Annotated in this window: 19 protein-coding genes; 17 read left to right on the top strand and 2 right to left on the bottom strand. The window is 66.8% G+C overall.

What is annotated here, in order from left to right; translation table 11 throughout:
* The 4 genes from WT53_RS01640 (at window position 1) to fliN (ending at window position 2,985) form a co-directional block, all read left to right on the top strand.
* Window positions 1–723 carry an LrgB family protein gene (locus WT53_RS01640; protein ID WP_059503099.1) on the top strand — a complete coding sequence of 241 codons (723 nt, stop codon included), beginning with the start codon at window positions 1–3 and terminating at the stop codon, window positions 721–723.
* Window positions 724–982: 259 nt separating this feature from the next.
* Entirely contained in the window at window positions 983–1,483 is a 501-nt protein-coding gene (fliL, locus tag WT53_RS01635) for a flagellar basal body-associated protein FliL (protein ID WP_034209686.1), read from the top strand.
* Between the two features lie 22 nt (window positions 1,484–1,505).
* Window positions 1,506–2,504 carry a flagellar motor switch protein FliM gene (gene fliM / locus WT53_RS01630; protein ID WP_034209687.1) on the top strand — a complete coding sequence of 333 codons (999 nt, stop codon included), beginning with the start codon at window positions 1,506–1,508 and terminating at the stop codon, window positions 2,502–2,504.
* Window positions 2,497–2,985, top strand: coding sequence for a flagellar motor switch protein FliN (gene fliN / locus WT53_RS01625; protein ID WP_034209688.1), 489 nt, complete (start codon window positions 2,497–2,499; stop codon window positions 2,983–2,985). Before fliM ends, fliN begins: the two co-directional genes overlap by 8 nt.
* Before the next feature lie 16 nt (window positions 2,986–3,001).
* Here the strand turns inward: fliN and WT53_RS01620 are convergent, their stop codons facing one another.
* Window positions 3,002–4,054: an RNA-guided endonuclease TnpB family protein gene (locus WT53_RS01620; protein WP_060258372.1), complete on the bottom strand. Its 1,053-nt coding sequence runs from the start codon at window positions 4,052–4,054 to the stop codon at window positions 3,002–3,004.
* 93 nt (window positions 4,055–4,147) lie between these two features.
* Between WT53_RS01620 and fliO the strand changes: the two genes are divergently transcribed.
* The 4 genes from fliO to fliR are packed head-to-tail and all read left to right on the top strand — an operon-like array spanning window position 4,148 to window position 6,595.
* On the top strand, window positions 4,148–4,702 hold the full coding sequence (gene fliO / locus WT53_RS01615; RefSeq protein WP_060258250.1) for a flagellar biosynthetic protein FliO: 555 nt from the start codon (window positions 4,148–4,150) through the stop codon (window positions 4,700–4,702).
* A 36-nt stretch (window positions 4,703–4,738) separates the two neighbouring features.
* A complete protein-coding gene (fliP, locus tag WT53_RS01610; protein WP_034188215.1) occupies window positions 4,739–5,500 on the top strand; it encodes a flagellar type III secretion system pore protein FliP in 762 nt (253 codons plus the stop codon).
* 17 nt (window positions 5,501–5,517) lie between these two features.
* On the top strand, window positions 5,518–5,790 hold the full coding sequence (gene fliQ / locus WT53_RS01605) for a flagellar biosynthesis protein FliQ (RefSeq protein ID WP_006491272.1): 273 nt from the start codon (window positions 5,518–5,520) through the stop codon (window positions 5,788–5,790).
* 22 nt (window positions 5,791–5,812) lie between these two features.
* Window positions 5,813–6,595, top strand: a complete 783-nt coding sequence (gene fliR / locus WT53_RS01600) for a flagellar biosynthetic protein FliR (protein WP_059829829.1) — start codon at window positions 5,813–5,815, stop codon at window positions 6,593–6,595.
* Window positions 6,596–6,649: 54 nt separating this feature from the next.
* Here the strand turns inward: fliR and WT53_RS01595 are convergent, their stop codons facing one another.
* Window positions 6,650–7,138 carry a CPBP family intramembrane glutamic endopeptidase gene (locus WT53_RS01595; protein ID WP_059780447.1) on the bottom strand — a complete coding sequence of 163 codons (489 nt, stop codon included), beginning with the start codon at window positions 7,136–7,138 and terminating at the stop codon, window positions 6,650–6,652.
* Window positions 7,139–7,525: 387 nt separating this feature from the next.
* Between WT53_RS01595 and WT53_RS01590 the strand changes: the two genes are divergently transcribed.
* From WT53_RS01590 to WT53_RS01550, 9 genes are all read left to right on the top strand, one after another.
* The gene (locus tag WT53_RS01590) at window positions 7,526–8,530 is read left to right on the top strand and encodes an ABC transporter substrate-binding protein (protein WP_059830029.1); all 1,005 of its coding nucleotides are present in this window, start codon (window positions 7,526–7,528) and stop codon (window positions 8,528–8,530) included.
* A gap of 112 nt (window positions 8,531–8,642) precedes the next feature.
* A complete protein-coding gene (locus WT53_RS01585) occupies window positions 8,643–9,440 on the top strand; it encodes an ABC transporter ATP-binding protein (protein ID WP_059780449.1) in 798 nt (265 codons plus the stop codon).
* Between the two features lie 26 nt (window positions 9,441–9,466).
* Window positions 9,467–10,315, top strand: a complete 849-nt coding sequence (locus WT53_RS01580; RefSeq protein WP_034209866.1) for an ABC transporter permease — start codon at window positions 9,467–9,469, stop codon at window positions 10,313–10,315.
* 88 nt (window positions 10,316–10,403) lie between these two features.
* Window positions 10,404–11,771, top strand: a complete 1,368-nt coding sequence (locus WT53_RS01575; RefSeq protein ID WP_059829825.1) for a sensor histidine kinase — start codon at window positions 10,404–10,406, stop codon at window positions 11,769–11,771.
* Between the two features lie 13 nt (window positions 11,772–11,784).
* A complete protein-coding gene (locus WT53_RS01570; RefSeq protein ID WP_034209696.1) occupies window positions 11,785–12,462 on the top strand; it encodes a response regulator in 678 nt (225 codons plus the stop codon).
* A 281-nt stretch (window positions 12,463–12,743) separates the two neighbouring features.
* Window positions 12,744–13,871: a porin gene (locus WT53_RS01565; RefSeq protein WP_034209697.1), complete on the top strand. Its 1,128-nt coding sequence runs from the start codon at window positions 12,744–12,746 to the stop codon at window positions 13,869–13,871.
* A gap of 338 nt (window positions 13,872–14,209) precedes the next feature.
* Window positions 14,210–15,511 carry a TolC family outer membrane protein gene (locus tag WT53_RS01560; protein ID WP_257127808.1) on the top strand — a complete coding sequence of 434 codons (1,302 nt, stop codon included), beginning with the start codon at window positions 14,210–14,212 and terminating at the stop codon, window positions 15,509–15,511.
* 40 nt (window positions 15,512–15,551) lie between these two features.
* Window positions 15,552–16,811, top strand: a complete 1,260-nt coding sequence (locus WT53_RS01555; RefSeq protein ID WP_034209699.1) for an HlyD family secretion protein — start codon at window positions 15,552–15,554, stop codon at window positions 16,809–16,811.
* 42 nt (window positions 16,812–16,853) lie between these two features.
* Window positions 16,854–18,992 (top strand): peptidase domain-containing ABC transporter, encoded by a 2,139-nt coding sequence (locus tag WT53_RS01550; RefSeq protein WP_060258247.1) that lies wholly within the window; start codon window positions 16,854–16,856, stop codon window positions 18,990–18,992.
* The last annotated feature ends 74 nt before the right edge of the window (window positions 18,993–19,066 follow it).

Here is a 19,066-nt window from a genome sequence, read left to right as displayed (position 1 = left end):
ATGCTCGCCGCGCTGTCGAACCTGCCCGCCGATCGCGTGAATACCGCGATCTCCGTCGGCTGCTTCGTGCTGACGGTCGTGCTGTATTTCGCGTCGAAGCGGCTCTATGCGTACAAGAAGACGCTGCTGTTCTCGCCGCTCGTGTTCGTGCCGGGCGTGCTGGTGTTGCTCGTGCTGCTGACCGGCATCCCGTATTCGGTCTATTTCCGCGACACGCGCTGGCTGATGTGGCTGCTCGGCCCGGCGACGATCGCGTTCGCGGTGCCGATCTACGAATATCGCGAGCTGATCCGCCGCCACTGGCTGTCGCTGTCGGTCGGCGTCGCGGTCGGGATCGCCGCGGGCGTATGCGGGTCGCTGCTGCTCGCGAAGCTGCTGCACCTGTCGCCCGAACTGCAGCGCTCGCTGATGACGCGCTCGGTGTCGACGCCGTTCGCGCTCGCCGTGTCGGACAAGATCCACGCGCCGAAGGATCTCACCGCCCTGTTCGTGATCGCGACGGGCATTTGCGGGATGCTGCTCGGCGAACTGGTGCTGGCGCTCGTGCCGATGCGCACCCGGCTCGCACGCGGCGCGCTGTTCGGCGCGGCCGCCCACGGCGTGGGCACCGCGAAGGCGCGCGAGATCGGCAGCGAGGAAGGCGTCGTGTCGAGCCTGACGATGATGATCGCGGGCGTCGCGATGGTGCTGATCGCGCCGCTGCTCACGCTGCTGCCGATCTGACGATGCACGGGCGGGCGCAGCCGCCCGCCCCGCCGTCGCGCCCGCTCGCTTCCTCCGCCGGCCCGGTTCCGGCCCGCCGCGCTCCACCCTCGCCCCCTTGTTCGTTTTCCCCGCCGTTGCCGTCCGGCGTCGAGCCGACACCCGGCCGGCCGTCGGGACAATCGGCTGAGATAGCCGCAATTCCCCCCTCTTTTCCGCCCATCGGCGTCGGCCCGGATGCCGAACAATGCATGCTACGAGACATCACGCACGCATTCACATGGCCACGACCGCAACCCCGACCGCCGACAAGCCGGCTTCGTCCGGCAAGTTCAAGCGCATCGCGCTCATCGCCGTCATCGCGCTGGGCGCGGCTGCCGCCGCCGCCGGCGGCATGTACGTGTTCCTGAGCAAGGCTGGCGTCGGCCATGCGAGCGCGCCCGCCGAGCCGGCGCCGCTTGCCGCGCCGACGTTTTTCGCGCTCGACCCGCTGACCGTGAACCTGCAGTCCGACGACGGCGCGCAGCACTACCTGCGCGTCGGCCTGTCGCTGAAGCTCACCGACCCGAAGGCGCAGGAGCAACTGACCGCGCGGATGCCGGAGATCCGCAGCCGGATCCTGCTCGCGCTGTCGAACAAGCATCCCGAGGAACTCGCAACGCCGGACGGCAAACGTTCGCTCGCGAACGAGCTGCGGGACCTGATCGAGCAGCCGACGCAGCCGGGCAACCAGCGCGCGAAGGTCGACGACGTCCTGTTCACCGAGTTCGTCGTCCAGTAACGCGGCCGCGAAAGGAGCGCGTATGGGTCACCAGGAGTTCATGTCCCAGGAGGAGGTCGATGCCCTCCTCAAGGGCGTCACGGGCGAAACCGATGCGGTCGACGAGCAGCGCGACACGTCGGGCGTCCGCCCTTACAACATCGCGACGCAGGAGCGCATCGTCCGCGGCCGGATGCCCGGCCTCGAGATCATCAACGACCGCTTCGCGCGCCTGTTGCGGATCGGCATCTTCAACTTCATGCGGCGCACGGCGGAAATCTCCGTCAGCCAGGTGAAGGTGCAGAAGTACAGCGAATTCACCCGCAACCTGCCGATTCCGACGAACCTGAACCTGGTGCACGTGAAGCCGCTGCGCGGCACGTCGCTGTTCGTGTTCGACCCGAACCTCGTGTTCTTCGTCGTCGACAACCTGTTCGGCGGCGACGGGCGCTTCCACACGCGCGTCGAAGGCCGCGATTTCACGGCCACCGAGCAGCGGATCATCGGCAAGCTGCTGAACCTCGTGTTCGAGCATTACACGACCGCATGGAAAAGCGTGCGGCCGCTGCAGTTCGAATTCGTGCGCTCGGAAATGCACACGCAGTTCGCGAACGTCGCGACGCCGAACGAGATCGTGATCGTCACGCAGTTCTCGATCGAATTCGGGCCGACGGGCGGCACGCTGCACATCTGCATGCCGTACTCGATGATCGAGCCGATCCGCGACGTGCTCAGCTCGCCGATCCAGGGCGAGGCGCTCGAAGTCGACCGCCGCTGGGTGCGCGTGCTGTCGCAGCAGGTGCAGGCCGCCGAGGTCGAGCTGACCGCGAATCTGGCCGAGATCCCGTCGACGTTCGAGAAGATCCTGAACCTGCGCGCGGGCGACGTGCTGCCGCTGGAGATCGAGGACACGATCACCGCGAAGGTCGACGGCGTGCCGGTGATGGAGTGCGGCTACGGAATTTTCAATGGTCAATATGCGTTGCGCGTGCAGAAGATGATCGGCGCGAGCGATTCGATGAAGGAAGGTGGATATGAGTGAGCTGAACCAGACGCCCGACGACGACATGCAGGCGATGGCCGATGCGGCCCTCGCGGCGTCGGCCGCCGACGCGCAGGCGCCGGCCGCGGCCGACGAGGATCCGGGCATGGACGACTGGGCGGCCGCGCTCGCCGAGCAGAACCAGCAGCCGGTGCAGGCCGGGGCGACGGGCGCCGGCGTGTTCCAGCCGCTGTCGAAGGCCGCGGCGAACTCGACGCACAACGACATCGAGATGATCCTCGACATCCCGGTCAAGATGACCGTGGAGCTCGGCCGCACGAAGATCGCGATCCGCAACCTGCTGCAGCTCGCGCAGGGTTCGGTCGTCGAGCTCGACGGCATGGCCGGCGAGCCGATGGACGTGCTCGTGAACGGCTGCCTGATCGCGCAGGGCGAGGTCGTGGTCGTCAACGACAAGTTCGGCATCCGCCTGACCGACATCATCACGCCGGCCGAGCGCATCCGGAAGCTCAATCGTTGACGTCCTCCTCCACCGCCTAAGGGTGGAAGATTCCCACAGCTGGCGATGCACGTCCGCATCGGAGAATGTTCAACGCGGCATTGGTATCACGATCATGGAAGACACCACAGCCATCGCAGGCCCACTCCCTCATTCGCAGTCCCGCGATACCTTTCGGCCGAGTCGTGCTGTCTTTCGAACCGCACGCCGAGCAGGACTGGGTCGAACCGCTTTCGTTCACTTCCTCGAACGTGGCTCCGTGCGCCATCGCCTTGTAACGGAGCTTGTTTCGGAAGGACGACCAGGATGCGTCGTAGACGCTCTTCGCCATCCTGGTTCTGGCGAGTTTCGCGGCCGATACGTTGCCGACCGCAATGTAATCGAACCGCCGCACCAGATCGAGCGCGAGCTTATGCTGGAAATCGGCGCGGGCATTCGCGATCTTGGCGTGCAGCTTCGCAATATGTCGCTTGTGCTTTCTTGCTCGTTGCGCTTTCGCCAGCTTTTCCGCCGCTCGTCGACCGAACTGGTCATTGGGCAGCTTCTCGCCCGTCGAAAGCGTGGCGAAGTCTTTCAGGCCGAGATCGATGCCCACACCGGAACGGATAGGCCGGGCCGGAACATCCGGCATCTCGATCACGATGTTGAGAAACCAGTTACCACGTGCATCCTGCGCAAAGTTGGTCCCGTCCCTGATCTTGCCTTCGGGAAGCGGTCGGCTGTTAAACACGCGGAAGGTGTTGCCGGCGAAACGGAACGCGTCGCCCTCGCGCTTCAAGTCACGCCCCTTCAGCGGCACCCAGCCCAGCGATTTCCTGCCGCGATAGCGCAGGTAGGGCCGACGGTGCTGACTGCGCGACTTCGCGTATTGCTCGCACGTTGCGTTGACCGTGCCGGAGTGGATACCGAGCGCCTTGCTGCTGCCGGTCGTGAGCACATTCAAGTCGAAGCCGGTCGGCCACTTCTTGTTCCACTTCAGCGCGTGCTTCTGCGTATCGTTGCAGAAGTTCCAGACGTAGTTCACCGCACGGCTCTGCTTGTTGAGCAGTCCGTTGAGCGACTTCACCCGGTAGCGGTAGACAAGGATCATGCAGGTGATCCTAACCCGTGGGAAAAGCTGCCTGTCAACAGCACACCTTTCCTTCCCGGCCATCCAGGGCGGGATTTCTCGGAGCAAAGTCTGATGAGATTAGCGCCGTCCGGCCGCTGCGCGGCTGCGTTCGTCGCCAGCGCGTTTGTCGCCGAGGCGGCCGGCGCCGCCGACATGAACGCGGTGAACCACGCCGGCTCGATCGCGTCGAGCGTGACGGTCGGTTCGGCCGCGCCGTCGCTCGGCATCGGCGCGGTGCTGCAGACGCTCGTCGGGCTCGCGGTCGTGATCGGCCTCGTGTTCGCGTGCGCATGGCTCGCCCGCCGCTTCGGCTTCCAGCCCGCACGGCGCGGCGGCCCGCTGAAGGTCGTGTCGAGCGTCGGGCTCGGCGCGAAGGAAAGCGCGACGATCGTCGAGATCGGCGACACCTGGCTCGTGCTCGGCGTCGCGCCGGGCAACGTGCGCCTGCTGCATACGCTGCCGGCCGGTTCGGCGGCGGCCGCCGCGACCGCGGGTTCGGCCCCGGCCGACGCGGCTGCCGGCAGCCATGCGTCCGACGCCGGCCTGCCCGGCACGTTCGGGTCGCGGTTTCGCGCCGCGCTCGCGGGCGAAGCCGCGAAACGCCTCGGTCGCAGCAAGGACCGCTGACATGGCGCCGCGCCCTCTTTCCGACCTCGCATTCCGATGAAACACGCCTTCCTGCGGCGCGCGGCGCGCGTCGCGCCCGTGCTGATCCTCTGTCTCGCACCCGCGCTCGCCTGCGCGCAGGCGAACGGCCTGCCCGCGTTCAACGCGAGCCCGGGCCCGCACGGCGGCACCACCTATTCGCTGAGCGTGCAGACGATGCTGCTGCTCACGATGCTGTCGTTCCTGCCGGCGATGCTGCTGATGATGACGAGCTTCACGCGCATCATCATCGTGCTGTCGCTGCTGCGCCAGGCGCTCGGCACCGCGACGACGCCGCCGAACCAGGTGCTCGTCGGCCTCGCAATGTTCCTCACCTTCTTCGTGATGTCGCCGGTGCTCGACCGGGCGTACAACGACGGCTACAAGCCGTTCTCCGACGGCTCGATGCCGATGGAGCAGGCCGTGCAGCGCGGTGTCGCGCCGTTCAAGACCTTCATGCTCAAGCAGACCCGCGAGACCGATCTCGCGCTGTTCGCGAAGATCTCGAAGGCCGCGCCGATGCAGGGCCCCGAGGACGTGCCGCTGTCGCTGCTGGTGCCCGCGTTCGTCACGAGCGAGCTGAAGACCGGCTTCCAGATCGGCTTCACGGTGTTCATCCCGTTCCTGATCATCGACATGGTCGTCGCGAGCGTGCTGATGTCGATGGGGATGATGATGGTGTCGCCGTCCACCGTGTCGCTGCCGTTCAAGCTGATGCTGTTCGTGCTGGTCGACGGCTGGCAACTGCTGATCGGCTCGCTCGCGCAGAGCTTCACGTAAGCGGAGGAACACGCGCGATGACGCCCGAACAAGTGATGACGCTCGCGCACCAGGCGATGATGGTCGGCCTGCTGCTCGCGGCCCCGCTGCTGCTGGTCGCGCTCGCGGTCGGCCTCGTCGTGAGCCTGTTCCAGGCCGCGACGCAGATCAACGAAGCGACGCTGTCGTTCATCCCGAAGCTGCTCGCGGTCGCCGCGACACTCGTGATCGCCGGCCCGTGGATGCTGACGACGATGCTCGACTACCTGCGGCAGACGCTGCTGCACGTCGCGACGCTCGGCGTCGGCTGAGCCGCGCACAGCGCCGGCGGCGATGTTCTCGGTTACCTACGCGCAGCTCAACGGCTGGCTCACGGCGTTCCTGTGGCCGTTCGTGCGGATGCTCGCGCTCGTCGCGACGGCGCCCGTCGTCGGCCACGCGGCGGTGCCGGTGCGCGCGAAGATCGGCCTGGCCGCGTTCATGGCGCTGGTCGTCGCGCCGACGCTCGGCGCGATGCCGGACGTCACCGTGTTCTCCGCGCCGGGCATCTGGATCCTCGTCACGCAATTCCTGATCGGCGTCGCGATGGGCTTCACGATGCAGATCGTGTTCGCGGCCGTCGAGGCGGCCGGCGACTTCATCGGGCTGTCGATGGGCCTCGGCTTCGCCACCTTCTTCGATCCGCATACGAGCGGCGCGACACCGGCGATGGGCCGCTTCTTGAACGCGGTCGCGATGCTCGCGTTCCTCGCGGTGGACGGCCACCTGCAGGTGTTCGCGGCGCTCGCCGCGTCGTTCCAGTCGCTGCCGGTGTCGGGCGACCTGCTGCACGCGCCGGGCTGGCGCACGCTCGCCGCGTTCGGCGCGACCGTGGTCGAGATGGGGCTGCTGCTCGCGCTGCCGGTGGTCGCGGCGCTGCTGATCGCGAACCTCGCGCTCGGCATCCTGAACCGCGCGGCGCCGCAGATCGGCGTGTTCCAGGTCGGCTTTCCGGTGACGATGCTCGTCGGGCTGTTGCTCGTGCAACTGATGGTGCCGAACCTCGTGCCGTTCGTGTCGCACCTGTTCGACATGGGGCTCGACGCGATGGGGCGGGTGTTGATCGGCTGGCGCTGACGGGCGAGTCATTCATCCCGAGGTACCGGCGCCGCCTCGACCGAGGCATTCGCGTCAGACGAGGATACTTGCCAGCGTGTTGCGGGCGGCATGTGCGGTGGCGACGACCAAAAAGGGACGGCCACCGGGGTAATCACGCAGCACGAAGACCGTTGCGAAAATCAGCCCGCCCCATAAAGCAACCGCCACGTACAGGATGCTGTAGCCGTGCGTTGCACCGAACGCAAGAGTCGAAGCACAGATCGCAGACCAAACATTCCCTCCGAATGTGCGGCGAATCAACCGAATGGGAAGCCACTGGAAAAGAAATGTTTCCACTATCGGTGCAGCGAGCGAACCAACAAACAGGCGGGTCAATAGGTCGTACTTCACTATTTCAGGCAGCGCACCGGAGGAAGGGCCGAATGGAAGTCCGAAGATAAATTGGCCACTCCAGACAAAAAGGCCGGCGACGTATGTGAGAGCGCAAGCCAGAAGGGCGGAAACGAGTACCGGGCTATGCGAGATAGTGCGAATCACGCTGTTATCAGGGCAGTCTTTCATAGCGATTCATCTTGTCCAGAAGGCGAACCGACCAGACCAGATTACGAGAAGTCAGAGTCGGCACGGTGTGCAACGCAATGCATCCTCGTCGACCAGCGCCTTTGTCGCGATGTCATGCTTCCAGAGTTGGTCCGGGCGCAATGGATGATTCTCTTTGTGCTTGCCAAAGCGTAATGCCGAGAAATCAGCGTAGATAGTCCTGTCGCGATTCCAACCTGCGTCTCGATCCGGCTTGAGGGCGCTCTTCGAGCATTCGCATCGGATTCGTGGAAAACCCCTAAAGGAACCGCCACCCCGCGAAAGGTTGCCGAAGGTTTCACGTCCCTATACTCGGTTCAACGATGCAAGAAGCATCGCGCCACACCAAAAACGAACGGAGACAACCCGATGCGACCCATCCTGCGCACCCTCGCCGTTGCAGCCACCCTCACCTGCGCGCTCGCCGCCCACCCCGCTTTCGCCGACGACGACGGCAAGATCACGATCATGGTCGGCGGGATCGCGAAGATGATCTACCTGCCCGCGCGGCTCACGCAGGAACTCGGCTACTTCAAGGCCGAGGGGCTCGACGTCGAGCTGCTGTCGCAGCCGGCCGGCGTCGACGCCGAGAACGAGCTGCTCGCGGGCGCCGTGCAGGGCGTCGTCGGCTTCTACGACCACACGATCGACCTGCAGAGCAAGGGCAAGGACGTGAAGGCGATCGCCGTGTTCGGCCAGGTGCCGGGCGAAGTCGAGATGGTGTCGACCAAGGCCGCGCCGACCTTCAAGTCGATGGCCGACGCGAAGGGCAAGACGCTCGGCGTGACGGGCCTCGGCTCGTCGACCAGCTTCCTCACGCAATTCCTCGCGCTGCAGCACGGCATCCCGTCCACGCAGTACACGATGCTGCCGGTCGGCGCCGACGCGAGCTTCATCGCCGCGATCAAGCAGGGCCGGATCGACGCCGGCATGACGACCGAGCCGACCGTGTCCGCGCTCGAGAAGATGGGCGATGCGAAGGTGCTGGTCGACCTGCGCACGCTCGAAGGCACGCGCGCCGCGCTCGGCGGCACCTACCCGGCCGCGAGCCTGTACGTGCAGTCGGCGTGGGCCGATTCGCACAAGCCGCAGGCGACCAAGCTCGCGCATGCGTTCGCGAAGACGATGCAGTTCATCCACACGCACAGCGCCGAGGACATCGCCGCGAAGATGCCGGCCGACTACCAGAAGGACAAGGTGCTGTACGTGAACGCGCTGAAGGCGTCGCTGCCGATGTTCACGGCCGACGCGAAGATGCCGGCCGACGGCCCGGCGACCGTGCTGAAGGTGCTGTCGGCGTTCAACCCGTCGGTGAAGGGCAAGCACATCGACCTGACGCGTACCTACACGAACGAGTTCGTGAGCGCGAAGTAAGCAGCGGCGCCGGCGGCGGCGATCCCGCCGCCGTGCGTTCCCCGTTCCGGCCCGGTCGACCGGCCCGGCGCCGCCATGCGGCGACGCCCTCTTCACCCGCAGGACGAACGCGATGAATCAGGCAGTCTCCCCGAGCACACCGGCGATCGAGTTTCGCAACGTGTCGTGCCGCTTCATTTCGCCGGAAGGCAAGGCTACCGTCGCGCTGCGCGACTTCAGCATGAGCGTCGCGCGCGGCGAATTCATCGCGATCGTCGGCCCCACCGGCTGCGGCAAGTCGACGACGCTGAACCTGATCACCGGGCTGCTCAAGCCCGTGTCGGGTGAAGTGCGCGTGATGGGCCGCCCGGTCGACGGAATCGACCCGCGCATCGGCTTCGTGTTCCAGGCCGACGCCGTGTTTCCGTGGCGCAACGTGATCGACAACGTCGCGGCAGGCCCGCTGTTTCGCGGCCGCTCGAAGGACGTCGCGTACGCGCAGGCCGAGGAGTGGATCCGCAAGGTCGGCCTCGACAAGTTCACGAAGCACTACCCGCACCAGCTCTCGGGCGGGATGAGAAAGCGCGTCGCGCTCGCGCAGACCTTCATCAATCAGCCCGAAATCCTGCTGATGGACGAGCCGTTTTCCGCACTCGACATGCAGACGCGCACGCTGATGCAGGACGAGTTGCTGCAGCTATGGTCCGCGAACAAGGGCTCGGTCGTGTTCGTCACGCACGACCTCGAGGAAGCGATCGCGCTCGCCGACCGCGTGTTCGTGCTGACCGCGCGCCCCGCGACGCTCAAGCGCGTGGTCGAGATCGACCTGCCGCGTCCGCGCGTCATGTCGGACGTGCGCTACGACGCGCGCTTCATCGAAATTTCCAGGAACATCTGGCACGACCTGCGCGAAGAAGTGCAGATCGGCTGAAAGCAAAGGACAGGAGCATGACCGACATGACGCTTCCCACCACCGCCATTGCGGCGACCACGCTCGAGGACGACGAGCGCGCCGCGCAACGCCGGCTGCGCCGCCGGCGCAACCTGATCGTCACGCTGCGGATCGCCGTACTCGTGTTCGTTCTGGGCGGGTGGGAACTCGCCGCACGGCTGAAGTGGATCGATCCGTTCTTCTTCTCGATGCCGTCGCTGATCTTCGCGCAGATCCAGGACTGGTTCGTGAACGGCACGTCGCAGGGCCCGCTGCTCACGCAGGTATGGGTCACGCTCGAGGAAACCGCGATCGGCTTCCTGATCGGCTCGGTCGCCGGCGTGATCTGCGGGATCGTGCTCGGCCGCAACAAGCTGATGGCCGACGTGTTCGGCCTGTACATCCAGATCGCGAACTCGATTCCGCGCGTCGTGCTCGGCTCGGTGTTCGTGATCGCACTCGGCCTCGGGATGGCGTCGAAGATCGCGCTGGCCGTCGTGATGGTGTTCTTCGTGGTGTTCGGCAACGCGTTCCAGGGCGTGCGCGAAGCCGATCGCTACCTGATCGCGAACGCGCAGATCCTCGGCGCGTCGCGCCGGCAGATCACCACGTCGGTCGTGATCCCGTCCGCGCTGAGCTGGATTCTCGCGAGCCTGCACGTGAGCTTCGGCTTCGCGCTGGTCGGCGCGGTGGTCGGCGAATTCCTGGGTTCCAAGCAAGGGATCGGGCTGTTAATCTCCACCGCCCAAGGCGCGTTCAACGCGAGCGGCGTGTTCGCGGCGATGATCGTGCTGGCCGTGGTCGCGCTGGCCGCCGACTATCTGCTGACGCGCATCGAGAAGCGGCTGCTGAAGTGGCGCCCCGCGGCGTTCTGAACGCCGCTGAACGACGCCTGACATGACACACGCGACCGCGCCGGCGACCCCGGCGCGGTTCGGCATTTCGGAGAAGGAGCGCAACAGGATGGCGCACAGCCTGCGCGGACGGCTGCTGTGGTGGCTGCTGCTGCCGCTCGCGGTGTTCGTGCTGATCGCGGGCGCGATGTCGTACGACACCGCGCGAACCACGGCCGGGCTCGTGCAGGACAGCGCGCTCGTTGCGTCCGCGCGCACGATCGGCGAGGACGTCGAATGGCGCAACGGGCGGCCGGCGGCCGACGTGCCGCCGGCCGCGCTGGAGATTTTCGAATCGCCGTCGGGCGACTCGGTGTTCTACAAGGTGATCGACGGCCACGACCGCCTGCTCGCCGGCAATCCGGCGCTCGACCTGCCCGCGCGGCACGGCATCGAGCCGACGCTGTACGACACGTCGCTCGACGGCGTGCCGCTGCGCGCGGTGGCCTACGACCGCCAGTTGTACGACGAGGGGCAGGTCGAGACGGTCACGGTGGTCGTCGCGAAGACGACGCGTTCGTACGGCGCGATGGTCGCGACGATCTGGCGGCCGCAGCTCGTGCGCTTGTCGCTGATGCTGGTGCTCGCGGTGGTGCTCGTCTACCTCGGGCTCACGCTGGAGCTGCGACCGCTGATGAAATTGAAGGACGACGTGGCCGATCGCGGGCCGATGGAACTGGAGCCGATCCGCCCCGAGCGGTTGCAGCACGAGCTGCGCCCGATCGTCGACGCGATCAACCAGTGCATCGCGCGGCTCAACACGCATACGGCCACGCAGCGCCGCTTCATCGCGGATGCCGCGCACCAGTTGCGCACGCCGATCGCGGTGCTCGACACGCAGATCCAGTACGCGCAGCGGCGCGGGCACGACGATGCGGAACTCGCGGCGGTGCTCGACAGCATGCAGCGCAGCAGCCGCAAGATGGCCGACGTGACCGACAAGCTGCTGCTGCTCGCGCATGCGGAAGCGACGCCGTCGACGCTCCTGACCCATCGCGTCGATCTCGCGGCCGTGGTGTCGAGCGTGCTGGAAGAGACGATCGTGCTCGCGCAGCGGCGCGAGATCGACCTCGGCGCCGATCTCGGCGAGCGGCTCGACGTCGCGGGCAGCGATAGCCTGCTGACCGCGCTGGTGATGAACCTCGTCGACAACGCGGTGCGCTACACGCAGCCGGGCGGCTGCGTGACGGTCTGCGCGCGGCGCGACGGCGATGCGGTCGTGCTCGACGTGGTCGACGACGGCCCCGGCATCCCGGCCGAGGCACGGCCGCACGTATTCAAGCGGTTCTACCGCGTGTCGGCCGATACCGAGGGCTCGGGCCTCGGGCTCGCGATCGTCCGTGAGATCGCGCAGGCGCACGGCGGCAGCGCGTCGCTCGCGCCGGGCCCCGGCAATCGCGGTATCGTCGTCACCGTGCGGCTGCCCGCTTTCGATTGAAGAGAACGCCGTCATGAAACTCCTGCTGGTCGAAGACAACGCCGAACTCGCGCACTGGATCGTGAACCTGCTGCGCGGCGAGGATTTCGCGGTCGACAGCGTCGGCGACGGCGAGCGCGCCGACACGGTGCTGAAGACCGAACGCTACGACGCGGTGCTGCTCGACATGCGGCTGCCCGGCATCAGCGGCAAGGAAGTGCTCGCGCGGTTGCGGCGCCGCAACGACAACGTGCCGGTGCTGATGCTGACCGCGCACGGCTCGGTCGACGACAAGGTCGACTGTTTCGGCGCGGGCGCCGACGATTACGTCGTGAAGCCGTTCGAGTCGCGCGAGCTGGTGGCGCGGATTCGCGCGCTGATCCGCCGGCAGGCCGGCGTCGGCACGACGCAGCTCGTGTGCGGCGATCTCGTCTATGCATTCGGCACGCGCGAATTCCGCTGCGGCGACGCCGTGCTCGCGCTGCGGCGCCGCGAGCACGCGATCCTCGAAACGCTGATGCTGCAGCAGAACAAGACGGTCTCGAAGGCGCGGCTGATGGACAGCGTGTTCGCGCTCGACGACGAACCGAGCGCCGACGCGATCGACATCTACATTCACCGGCTGCGCAAGCATCTCGCGCTCAGCACGGCCGAGATCATCACGCTGCGCGGGCTCGGTTACATCCTGCGCATGAAGAGCGCGCACGATTGATGCGCCTCGCTTCCGCACGCGCTCATGTCGATTCGTAGCACGAATCGTTGTCCAGACCTGTCGAACGTCGGCGGCGTCGCTTCCGCACGCCTTCCCGATCCGGGATGATTGCGCGTTCGGTGTTTTCACCGATCCGATTCTTGCGTCGGGGAAAGCGTCGTGAAGGATTGCACCCTCTACGATGCTACGCGTCGGCCCTCTCGCTGTGGCCGGCAAGAGTCGGCATACATTACGTACTGCCAACGACCGGATTTCAATACGGCAGCTCGGAGGAGACGATCTTGAAACGAAAAACCCTGGCCCTTTCCATCGCGGCGGCAGGCCTGTGCGCCGGCCACGCGCATGCGCAGTCGAGCGTGCAGCTCTACGGCCTGATGGACCTGAGCTTTCCGACCTACCGGACCCACGCCGACGCGAACGGCAAGCACGTGATCGGCATGGGCAACGAAGGCGAGCCGTGGTTCAGCGGCAGCCGCTGGGGCCTGCGCGGCGCCGAAGACATCGGCGGCGGCACGAAGATCATCTTCCGCCTCGAAAGCGAATTCGTGGTCGCGAACGGCCAGATGGAGGACGAAGGCCAGATCTTCGACCGCGACGCGTGGGTCGGCGTCGAGGACGAGCGCTTCGGCAAGCTGACGGCCGGCTTCCAGAACACGATCGCGCGCGACGCGGCGGCGATCTACGGCGACCCGTACGGCTCCGCCAGGCTGTCGACCGAGGAAGGCGGCTGGACCAACTCGAACAACTTCAAGCAGATGATCTTCTACGCGGCCGGCCCGACCGGCACGCGCTACAACAACGGCATCGCGTGGAAGAAGCTGTTCGCCAACGGCATCTTCGCGAGCGCCGGCTACCAGTTCAGCAACTCGACGCAGTTCGCGACCGGCTCCGCGTACCAGCTCGCGCTCGGCTACAACGGCGGCCCGTTCAACGTGTCGGGCTTCTACAGCCACGTGAACCACGGCGGCTTCCGGAACCAGACGTTCTCGGTCGGCGGCAACTACACGTTCGACATCGTGCGCCTGAATGCCGGCTACTTCCGCTACAACGGCGACCAGGGCGCGCTCGGCCAGCGCCACGACGATGCGTGGACGGTGTCGATGAAGATCGCGCCGAAGGGCGCGCTCGACTACGAGCTCGGCTACCAGCAGATGCGCATCAAGAACGCCGCGAACAACGCGGACGGCTTCACGCCGAACGCGAACCTCGGCGCATTCAGCCTGACCAACGGCGTCGCCAACGGCTTCAAGGAGACGATCTACGGGTCGGTGTTCTATCACCTGAGCAAGCGCACCGAGGTGTACTTGGCCGGCGACTACATGAAGCTGCATGGCGGCTACACGGCGGCGTCGACGTTCGGCGCGAAGAACCAGCTCGAACTGACGTCGGGCATCCGGACGCGCTTCTGACCGGCATTTCGTCCGGGCGGAGCCACTGTGCTTCGCCCGTCCCTCTTTCGGGAATCTCCATGCGGGCACGGCCGGCGCACTGCGCCGACCGTGCTTTTTTTCGTCCTGCCGCGACAAGCTGCGGGCGGGTCGCGATCGTCGTCGCACAAGCGCGCGGTTCACTGCGCCGTTGCGCGCCGACCGACGCCAAAATGGACGTAATACGATATCTCGCCGTCATGCGTTGCTGAAGAATTCAGCGTTTTCCAGACGCGACGCCCGTCGTGTCACGGCGGCCCGACGGCCGTCAGGTACTGACGCACATGATATCGACACGACGTTTCCGGCGAATCGCCGTTTTGGGCTGGCTGGCCGCCGCTTGGCCGGCGTGCGCGGCCGACTTGCTCGACGCGGTCAATGCGGCGAGGGGATTCGACTCGGGCATCGCCGCGGCGCGCGAAGCACGGCTCGCCGGCCGCGAGAAGCGGTGGCAGGGGCTGGCAGGCCTGCTGCCGCGCGCGCAGATCGACGGCAACTACACGAAGCAGGATCAGCCGACGGCGACGTATGCGGCCGCGGTGCGTCGCCATAGCGCGTCGGCGACGATCACGCAGCCGATCTTCGATATGGCGCGTATCGCCGACTTCAAACGGGGCGGCGCACTCGCCGACCAGGCCGACATCGAGTACGAAAAGGCCCGGCAGACCCTCATCACGGACGTCTCCAACGCGTATTTCGACGTGCTGTATGCACGCGAGGTACTGCAGGCGGCCGATTCCGCTCGGCAGGCGTTCCAGCGGCAGTTCGACCAGGCGCAGGCCGCGCTGCGCATCGGCGACGGCACGCGGACCGACGTCGACGAGGCGCGGGCCAATCTCGATGACGCGCTCGCGCGCAAGGTCGGCGCGCAAACGGATCTGGAAATCGCGGGCGGCACGCTGCGCCGGCTGACGGGGCTGCCCGCGGACGACATCGCGCCGATCGCATGGCAGTGCGTGCCGCCCGCGGCGCCCGTCGACCTGTCGGTCGCGATGGACGAAGCCGCGCGCGACAGCGTCGACGTGCGCCTGGCTGAAAAGCAGCTCGAGCAGTCGCGCGCCGACATCGTTGCCGCGACCGGCGCGAATCTGCCCGTCGTGAACCTGCAGGCAAGCTACGGCACCAACTGGAGCCGCGGCGCCGACGAGAACGTGCTGGACAACATCTTCGGCACGACGTCGAAAACCCGTTCGTCGGTGATCGGCGTGACGATCACGATTCCGCTGTTCGCCGGCGGCGGCCCACTGTCGGCGAGCCGTGAAGCCTATCGCCGCCGCAACCAGGCGCGCGACGCGCTCGAGGATGCACGACGCAAGGCGCGCGAGCGCGCGCGCAGCGCGTATCTCGGCATCACCAACGGCCTCGCGCTGATCCGCGCGCAGGAGCGCGCGCTCGCATCGGCCGACAGCAAGGTGAAATCGACGCGCCTCGGCCGTGAAGTCGGGCTGCGCACGCAGATCGACGAGCTGAATGCGCAGCAGCGCTACTTCGAGGCGATCCGCGATCTTGCCGACACGCGCTACCGCTACCTGCGCGCGCGGCTCCAGCTGTCCGCCGCCATCGGTACGCTCGGCGACCACGACGTGGCCGCCCTCTCGTGCGCGGCGCCGGGTTCGCCATGACGCGCCGCGCGCCTGTCCCGTCCCTTTTCCGCGAAGACTCATGACCGACTCCCTGTTCCGCCAGGAAGCGCTCGATGCGACCAAGCACAAGCTGATGGGCACCGTTGCGCTGTATTCGCCGCCCTATCGATGGCTGACGATCGGCATCGTGTCGGCGCTCACGCTCGCGATCGTCGTGTTCCTCACGTTCGGCACCTATACGAAGCGCGAACGGGTCGTCGGCCAGTTGCTGCCGGCGAAGGGGTTGCTGACCGTGGCGCCGCCGCTCGCGGGAACCGTGATCGACACGCGCGTGCGCGAAGGGCAAACGGTCGCCGCGGGCGCGGAGCTGATGGCCGTATCGGGCGAGATCGCGACACAGCTCGGCGCGACGCGCGAGATGGTCGCGCGGCAATTGAAATTCCAGCGCGAACGGCTGCAGACCGATCTCGCCGGGCAGACGCAGTTGAGCGACGAGGCGCGGCGCGGCCTGCGCGTGCAGGCGGCAGCGCTGAACGACCAGCTTGCGCAGATCGCACAGCAGAAGATCCAGCGCACGCGCCAGGCGGAACTGTCACGTCGGCAGCTCGACAAGCTGCAGGCGATGCGCGAGGAAGGCTACGTGTCGAACAGCCAGGTGGAACAGCAGGAAGGCGTGTTGCTCGACGCGCAGACGCGCCTTCAGGATCTCGCGCGCCAGCGGCTCGACGTCGACCAGCAACTCGACCGGATTCGTCAGCAGCTGCGCGAACTGCCGCTCAACACGCGCAATCGGCAGAACGACATCGAGCGCAAGCTCGCGGGGCTCGACCAATCGATCGCCGAAAACGAGGCGCGTCGCGCGGTGATCCTGCGCGCGCCGCAGGCGAGCGTCGTCGCGGCGCTGCTCGCGAAGCCGGGGCAGCTCGTCGGCGCCGGGCAGACGGTCGTGTCGCTGCTGCCGCAAGGCGCGCAGCTCGAAGCGCAACTGATGGTGCCGAGCCGCGCCATCGGCTTCGTGCGCGCCGGCGCGCGCGTCGTGCTGCGCTACGAGGCGTACCCGTTTCAAAAGTTCGGGCAGCAGTTCGGGCGCGTGACCGAGGTGTCGCGCACCGCGCTCACGCCGCAGGAGGTCGCGAACCTGACCGGCCGGACGAACGTGCCCGAGCAGCTTTATCGGGTCGTCGTCGCGCTCGACCGGCAGGACATCCTCGCATACGGCAAACCGGAAGCGCTGCGTCCGGGCATGGCGCTGGAAGCCGACGTGCTGATCGACCGGCGGCAGCTGATCGAGTGGGTGCTCGAACCGCTGTACGCGCTCGGCCGGCGCGCATCGTCGTGATCGCGCCTGCGTGCATGCATACGTCATGGAGCCAATAAAACGATGAAATGGATGGACGCGTTGCAGTTCGGCTGGCGTCGCCGGCTGCCGGTCATGTTGCAGACGCAGGCGGCCGAATGCGGGCTCGTCTGCGTGGGCATGGTGGCGAGCTATTTCGGCCACGATCTCGACCTCGTCAGCCTGCGCCGCCGTTTCAGCCCGTCGCTGAAGGGCGCCACGCTCGGCGACGTCATGCTGATCGCCCATCGGCTGGGTCTCGCCTCCCGTGCGCTCCGACTCGAGCTCGACGAGCTCGGCCGGCTGCGGCGCCCGTGCCTGCTGCATTGGGACATGAACCATTTCGTCGTGCTGAAGTCGGTGTCGCGCGGCAAGATCACGATTCACGATCCGGCGCGCGGCCGCTGCGACGTGCCGATGTCGGAGGTGTCCGCTCATTTCACCGGAGTGGCGCTGGAACTGCTGCCGTCGCCGTCGTTCAAGCGCGCGCAAGCGCGCGAATCGATCTCGATGACGCGGCTGATCGGCAACGTGACCGGCATTCGCACGACGCTGGTCCAGGTCTTGCTGCTGTCGGCCGCGCTCGAGGTGTTCGGCATCGTCACGCCGTTCTACATGCAGTGGGTGATGGATCAGGTGCTGGTGTCGGCCGACGCCGATCTGCTGACCCTGCTCGGGATCGGCTTCCTGCTCGTCGTGCTGTTCCAGAACGCCGTGTCCGCGCTGCGCTCGTGGGTCGTCACGTGGTTCTCGAGCCTGCTCGGCGTGCAATGGACCGCGAACGTCTGCTCGCATCTGTTCCGGCTGCCGCTCGCGTACTTCGAGCAACGGCACATCGGCGACGTCGTATCGCGCTTCGGTTCGATCGGCACGATCCAGAGCACGCTGACCACCCAGTTCATCGGCGCGCTGCTCGACGGCGTGATGGCCGTCGTCACGCTCGGCATGCTGTTCGTCTACAGCCCCGTGCTGACATGGCTCGTGCTCGGGCTGTTCGCCGTCTACGGCCTGATTCGCTGGGTATCGTACCGACCGTTCCGGCAAGCGAACGAGGAACACATCGTCTACGCGGCGCGCGCGCAGTCGAACCTGCTCGAATCGATCCGCGGCGTGCAGGCGGTCAAGCTCGCGAACCAGCAGGACGCGCGCGTCGCGGCCTACGCGAACGCGATCGTCGAGACCACCAACAAGAACGTGGCGATCCAGCGCCTGTCGATCGGCTTCTCGACGCTGCAAGGCGTGATCTCGGGCGCCGGCCGCGTGGTGCTCGTGTGGCTTGCGGCGAAGCACGTGCTCGACGGGCAGTTTTCGGCCGGCATGCTCGTCGCGTACGTGAGCTTCGCCGACCAGTTCATGTCGCGCGGCGCGGCGCTGATCGGCACGATCATCGATTTCCGGATGCTGCGCCTGCACGGCGAGCGTCTCGCCGACATCGTGCTGACCGATGTCGAGGGCGACATGGAGGCGAAGATCTCGCATGCCTCGCGGGCGACGGACGACGCCGGCCCGCCGGCGATCGACGTGCGCGGCGTGAGCTTCCGCTACGGGGAAACCGAACCGTGGGTGCTCGAGAACTGTTCGTTTTCGGTGGCGCCCGGCGAATCGATCGCGCTCGTCGGCCCGTCGGGCCACGGCAAGACGACGATGGCGAAGCTGATGCTCGGCCTGCTTGCGCCCGAGCAGGGCAGCGTGTGCATCGGCGGCGTCGACATCCGCAAATTCGGCCTGCAGCCGTATCGCGACCTGATCGGCTGCGTGATGCAGGACGACATCCTGTTCGCCGGTTCGATCGCCGACAACATCTGCTTCTTCGATCCGCAGCCGGACCACGCGCGCGTCGAGGAAGTCGCGCGGCTCGCGCAGATCCACGACGACATCGTCGCGATGCCGATGGGTTACCAGAGTCTCGTCGGCGACATGGGCTCGTCGCTGTCGGGCGGCCAGTGCCAGCGCGTGCTGCTCGCACGCGCGTTCTACCGGAAGCCGGCGATCCTGGTGCTCGACGAGGCGACGAGCCATCTCGACGTCGAGCGCGAACGCCTGATCAACGACGCGGTGCGGGCGATGAACGTGACGCGGATCATCATCGCGCATCGGCCGGAAACCATTCGCAGCGCGGACCGGATCGTCGAGCTCGTGCAGGGCCGCGCGCGGGCGCTGGAGTGCGGCGCACTGGCCGTATGACGGCGCGGTGACCACGGAATCCTCGTCGCGCGATGCGCGGCGGGCCGGCCGACGCCGATCCGGCCATCACGATC

It is taken from the genome of Burkholderia sp. MSMB2157WGS, from assembly GCF_001532755.1.
GTDB lineage: Bacteria > Pseudomonadota > Gammaproteobacteria > Burkholderiales > Burkholderiaceae > Burkholderia.
Note: the sequence above shows the minus strand (reverse complement) of the source record. Positions and strands in the feature narration are given on the sequence as shown.

Excerpts from the sequence above, each read along its gene's own strand:
- WT53_RS01550 (WP_060258247.1), top strand. The coding sequence starts at position 16,854 with ATGAAATGGATGGACGCGTTGCAGTTCGGCTGGCGTCGCCGGCTGCCG.
- fliM (WP_034209687.1), top strand. The coding sequence starts at position 1,506 with ATGGGTCACCAGGAGTTCATGTCCCAGGAGGAGGTCGATGCCCTCCTC.
- WT53_RS01640 (WP_059503099.1), top strand. The coding sequence starts at position 1 with ATGCTCGCCGCGCTGTCGAACCTGCCCGCCGATCGCGTGAATACCGCG.
- WT53_RS01580 (WP_034209866.1), top strand. The coding sequence starts at position 9,467 with ATGACGCTTCCCACCACCGCCATTGCGGCGACCACGCTCGAGGACGAC.
- fliL (WP_034209686.1), top strand. The coding sequence starts at position 983 with ATGGCCACGACCGCAACCCCGACCGCCGACAAGCCGGCTTCGTCCGGC.
- WT53_RS01595 (WP_059780447.1), bottom strand. The coding sequence starts at position 7,138 with ATGAAAGACTGCCCTGATAACAGCGTGATTCGCACTATCTCGCATAGC.
- WT53_RS01620 (WP_060258372.1), bottom strand. The coding sequence starts at position 4,054 with ATGATCCTTGTCTACCGCTACCGGGTGAAGTCGCTCAACGGACTGCTC.
- WT53_RS01570 (WP_034209696.1), top strand. The coding sequence starts at position 11,785 with ATGAAACTCCTGCTGGTCGAAGACAACGCCGAACTCGCGCACTGGATC.
- WT53_RS01555 (WP_034209699.1), top strand. The coding sequence starts at position 15,552 with ATGACCGACTCCCTGTTCCGCCAGGAAGCGCTCGATGCGACCAAGCAC.
- fliQ (WP_006491272.1), top strand. The coding sequence starts at position 5,518 with ATGACGCCCGAACAAGTGATGACGCTCGCGCACCAGGCGATGATGGTC.
- WT53_RS01590 (WP_059830029.1), top strand. The coding sequence starts at position 7,526 with ATGCGACCCATCCTGCGCACCCTCGCCGTTGCAGCCACCCTCACCTGC.
- fliN (WP_034209688.1), top strand. The coding sequence starts at position 2,497 with ATGAGTGAGCTGAACCAGACGCCCGACGACGACATGCAGGCGATGGCC.
- WT53_RS01585 (WP_059780449.1), top strand. The coding sequence starts at position 8,643 with ATGAATCAGGCAGTCTCCCCGAGCACACCGGCGATCGAGTTTCGCAAC.
- fliP (WP_034188215.1), top strand. The coding sequence starts at position 4,739 with ATGAAACACGCCTTCCTGCGGCGCGCGGCGCGCGTCGCGCCCGTGCTG.
- WT53_RS01575 (WP_059829825.1), top strand. The coding sequence starts at position 10,404 with ATGGCGCACAGCCTGCGCGGACGGCTGCTGTGGTGGCTGCTGCTGCCG.
- fliR (WP_059829829.1), top strand. The coding sequence starts at position 5,813 with ATGTTCTCGGTTACCTACGCGCAGCTCAACGGCTGGCTCACGGCGTTC.
- fliO (WP_060258250.1), top strand. The coding sequence starts at position 4,148 with ATGAGATTAGCGCCGTCCGGCCGCTGCGCGGCTGCGTTCGTCGCCAGC.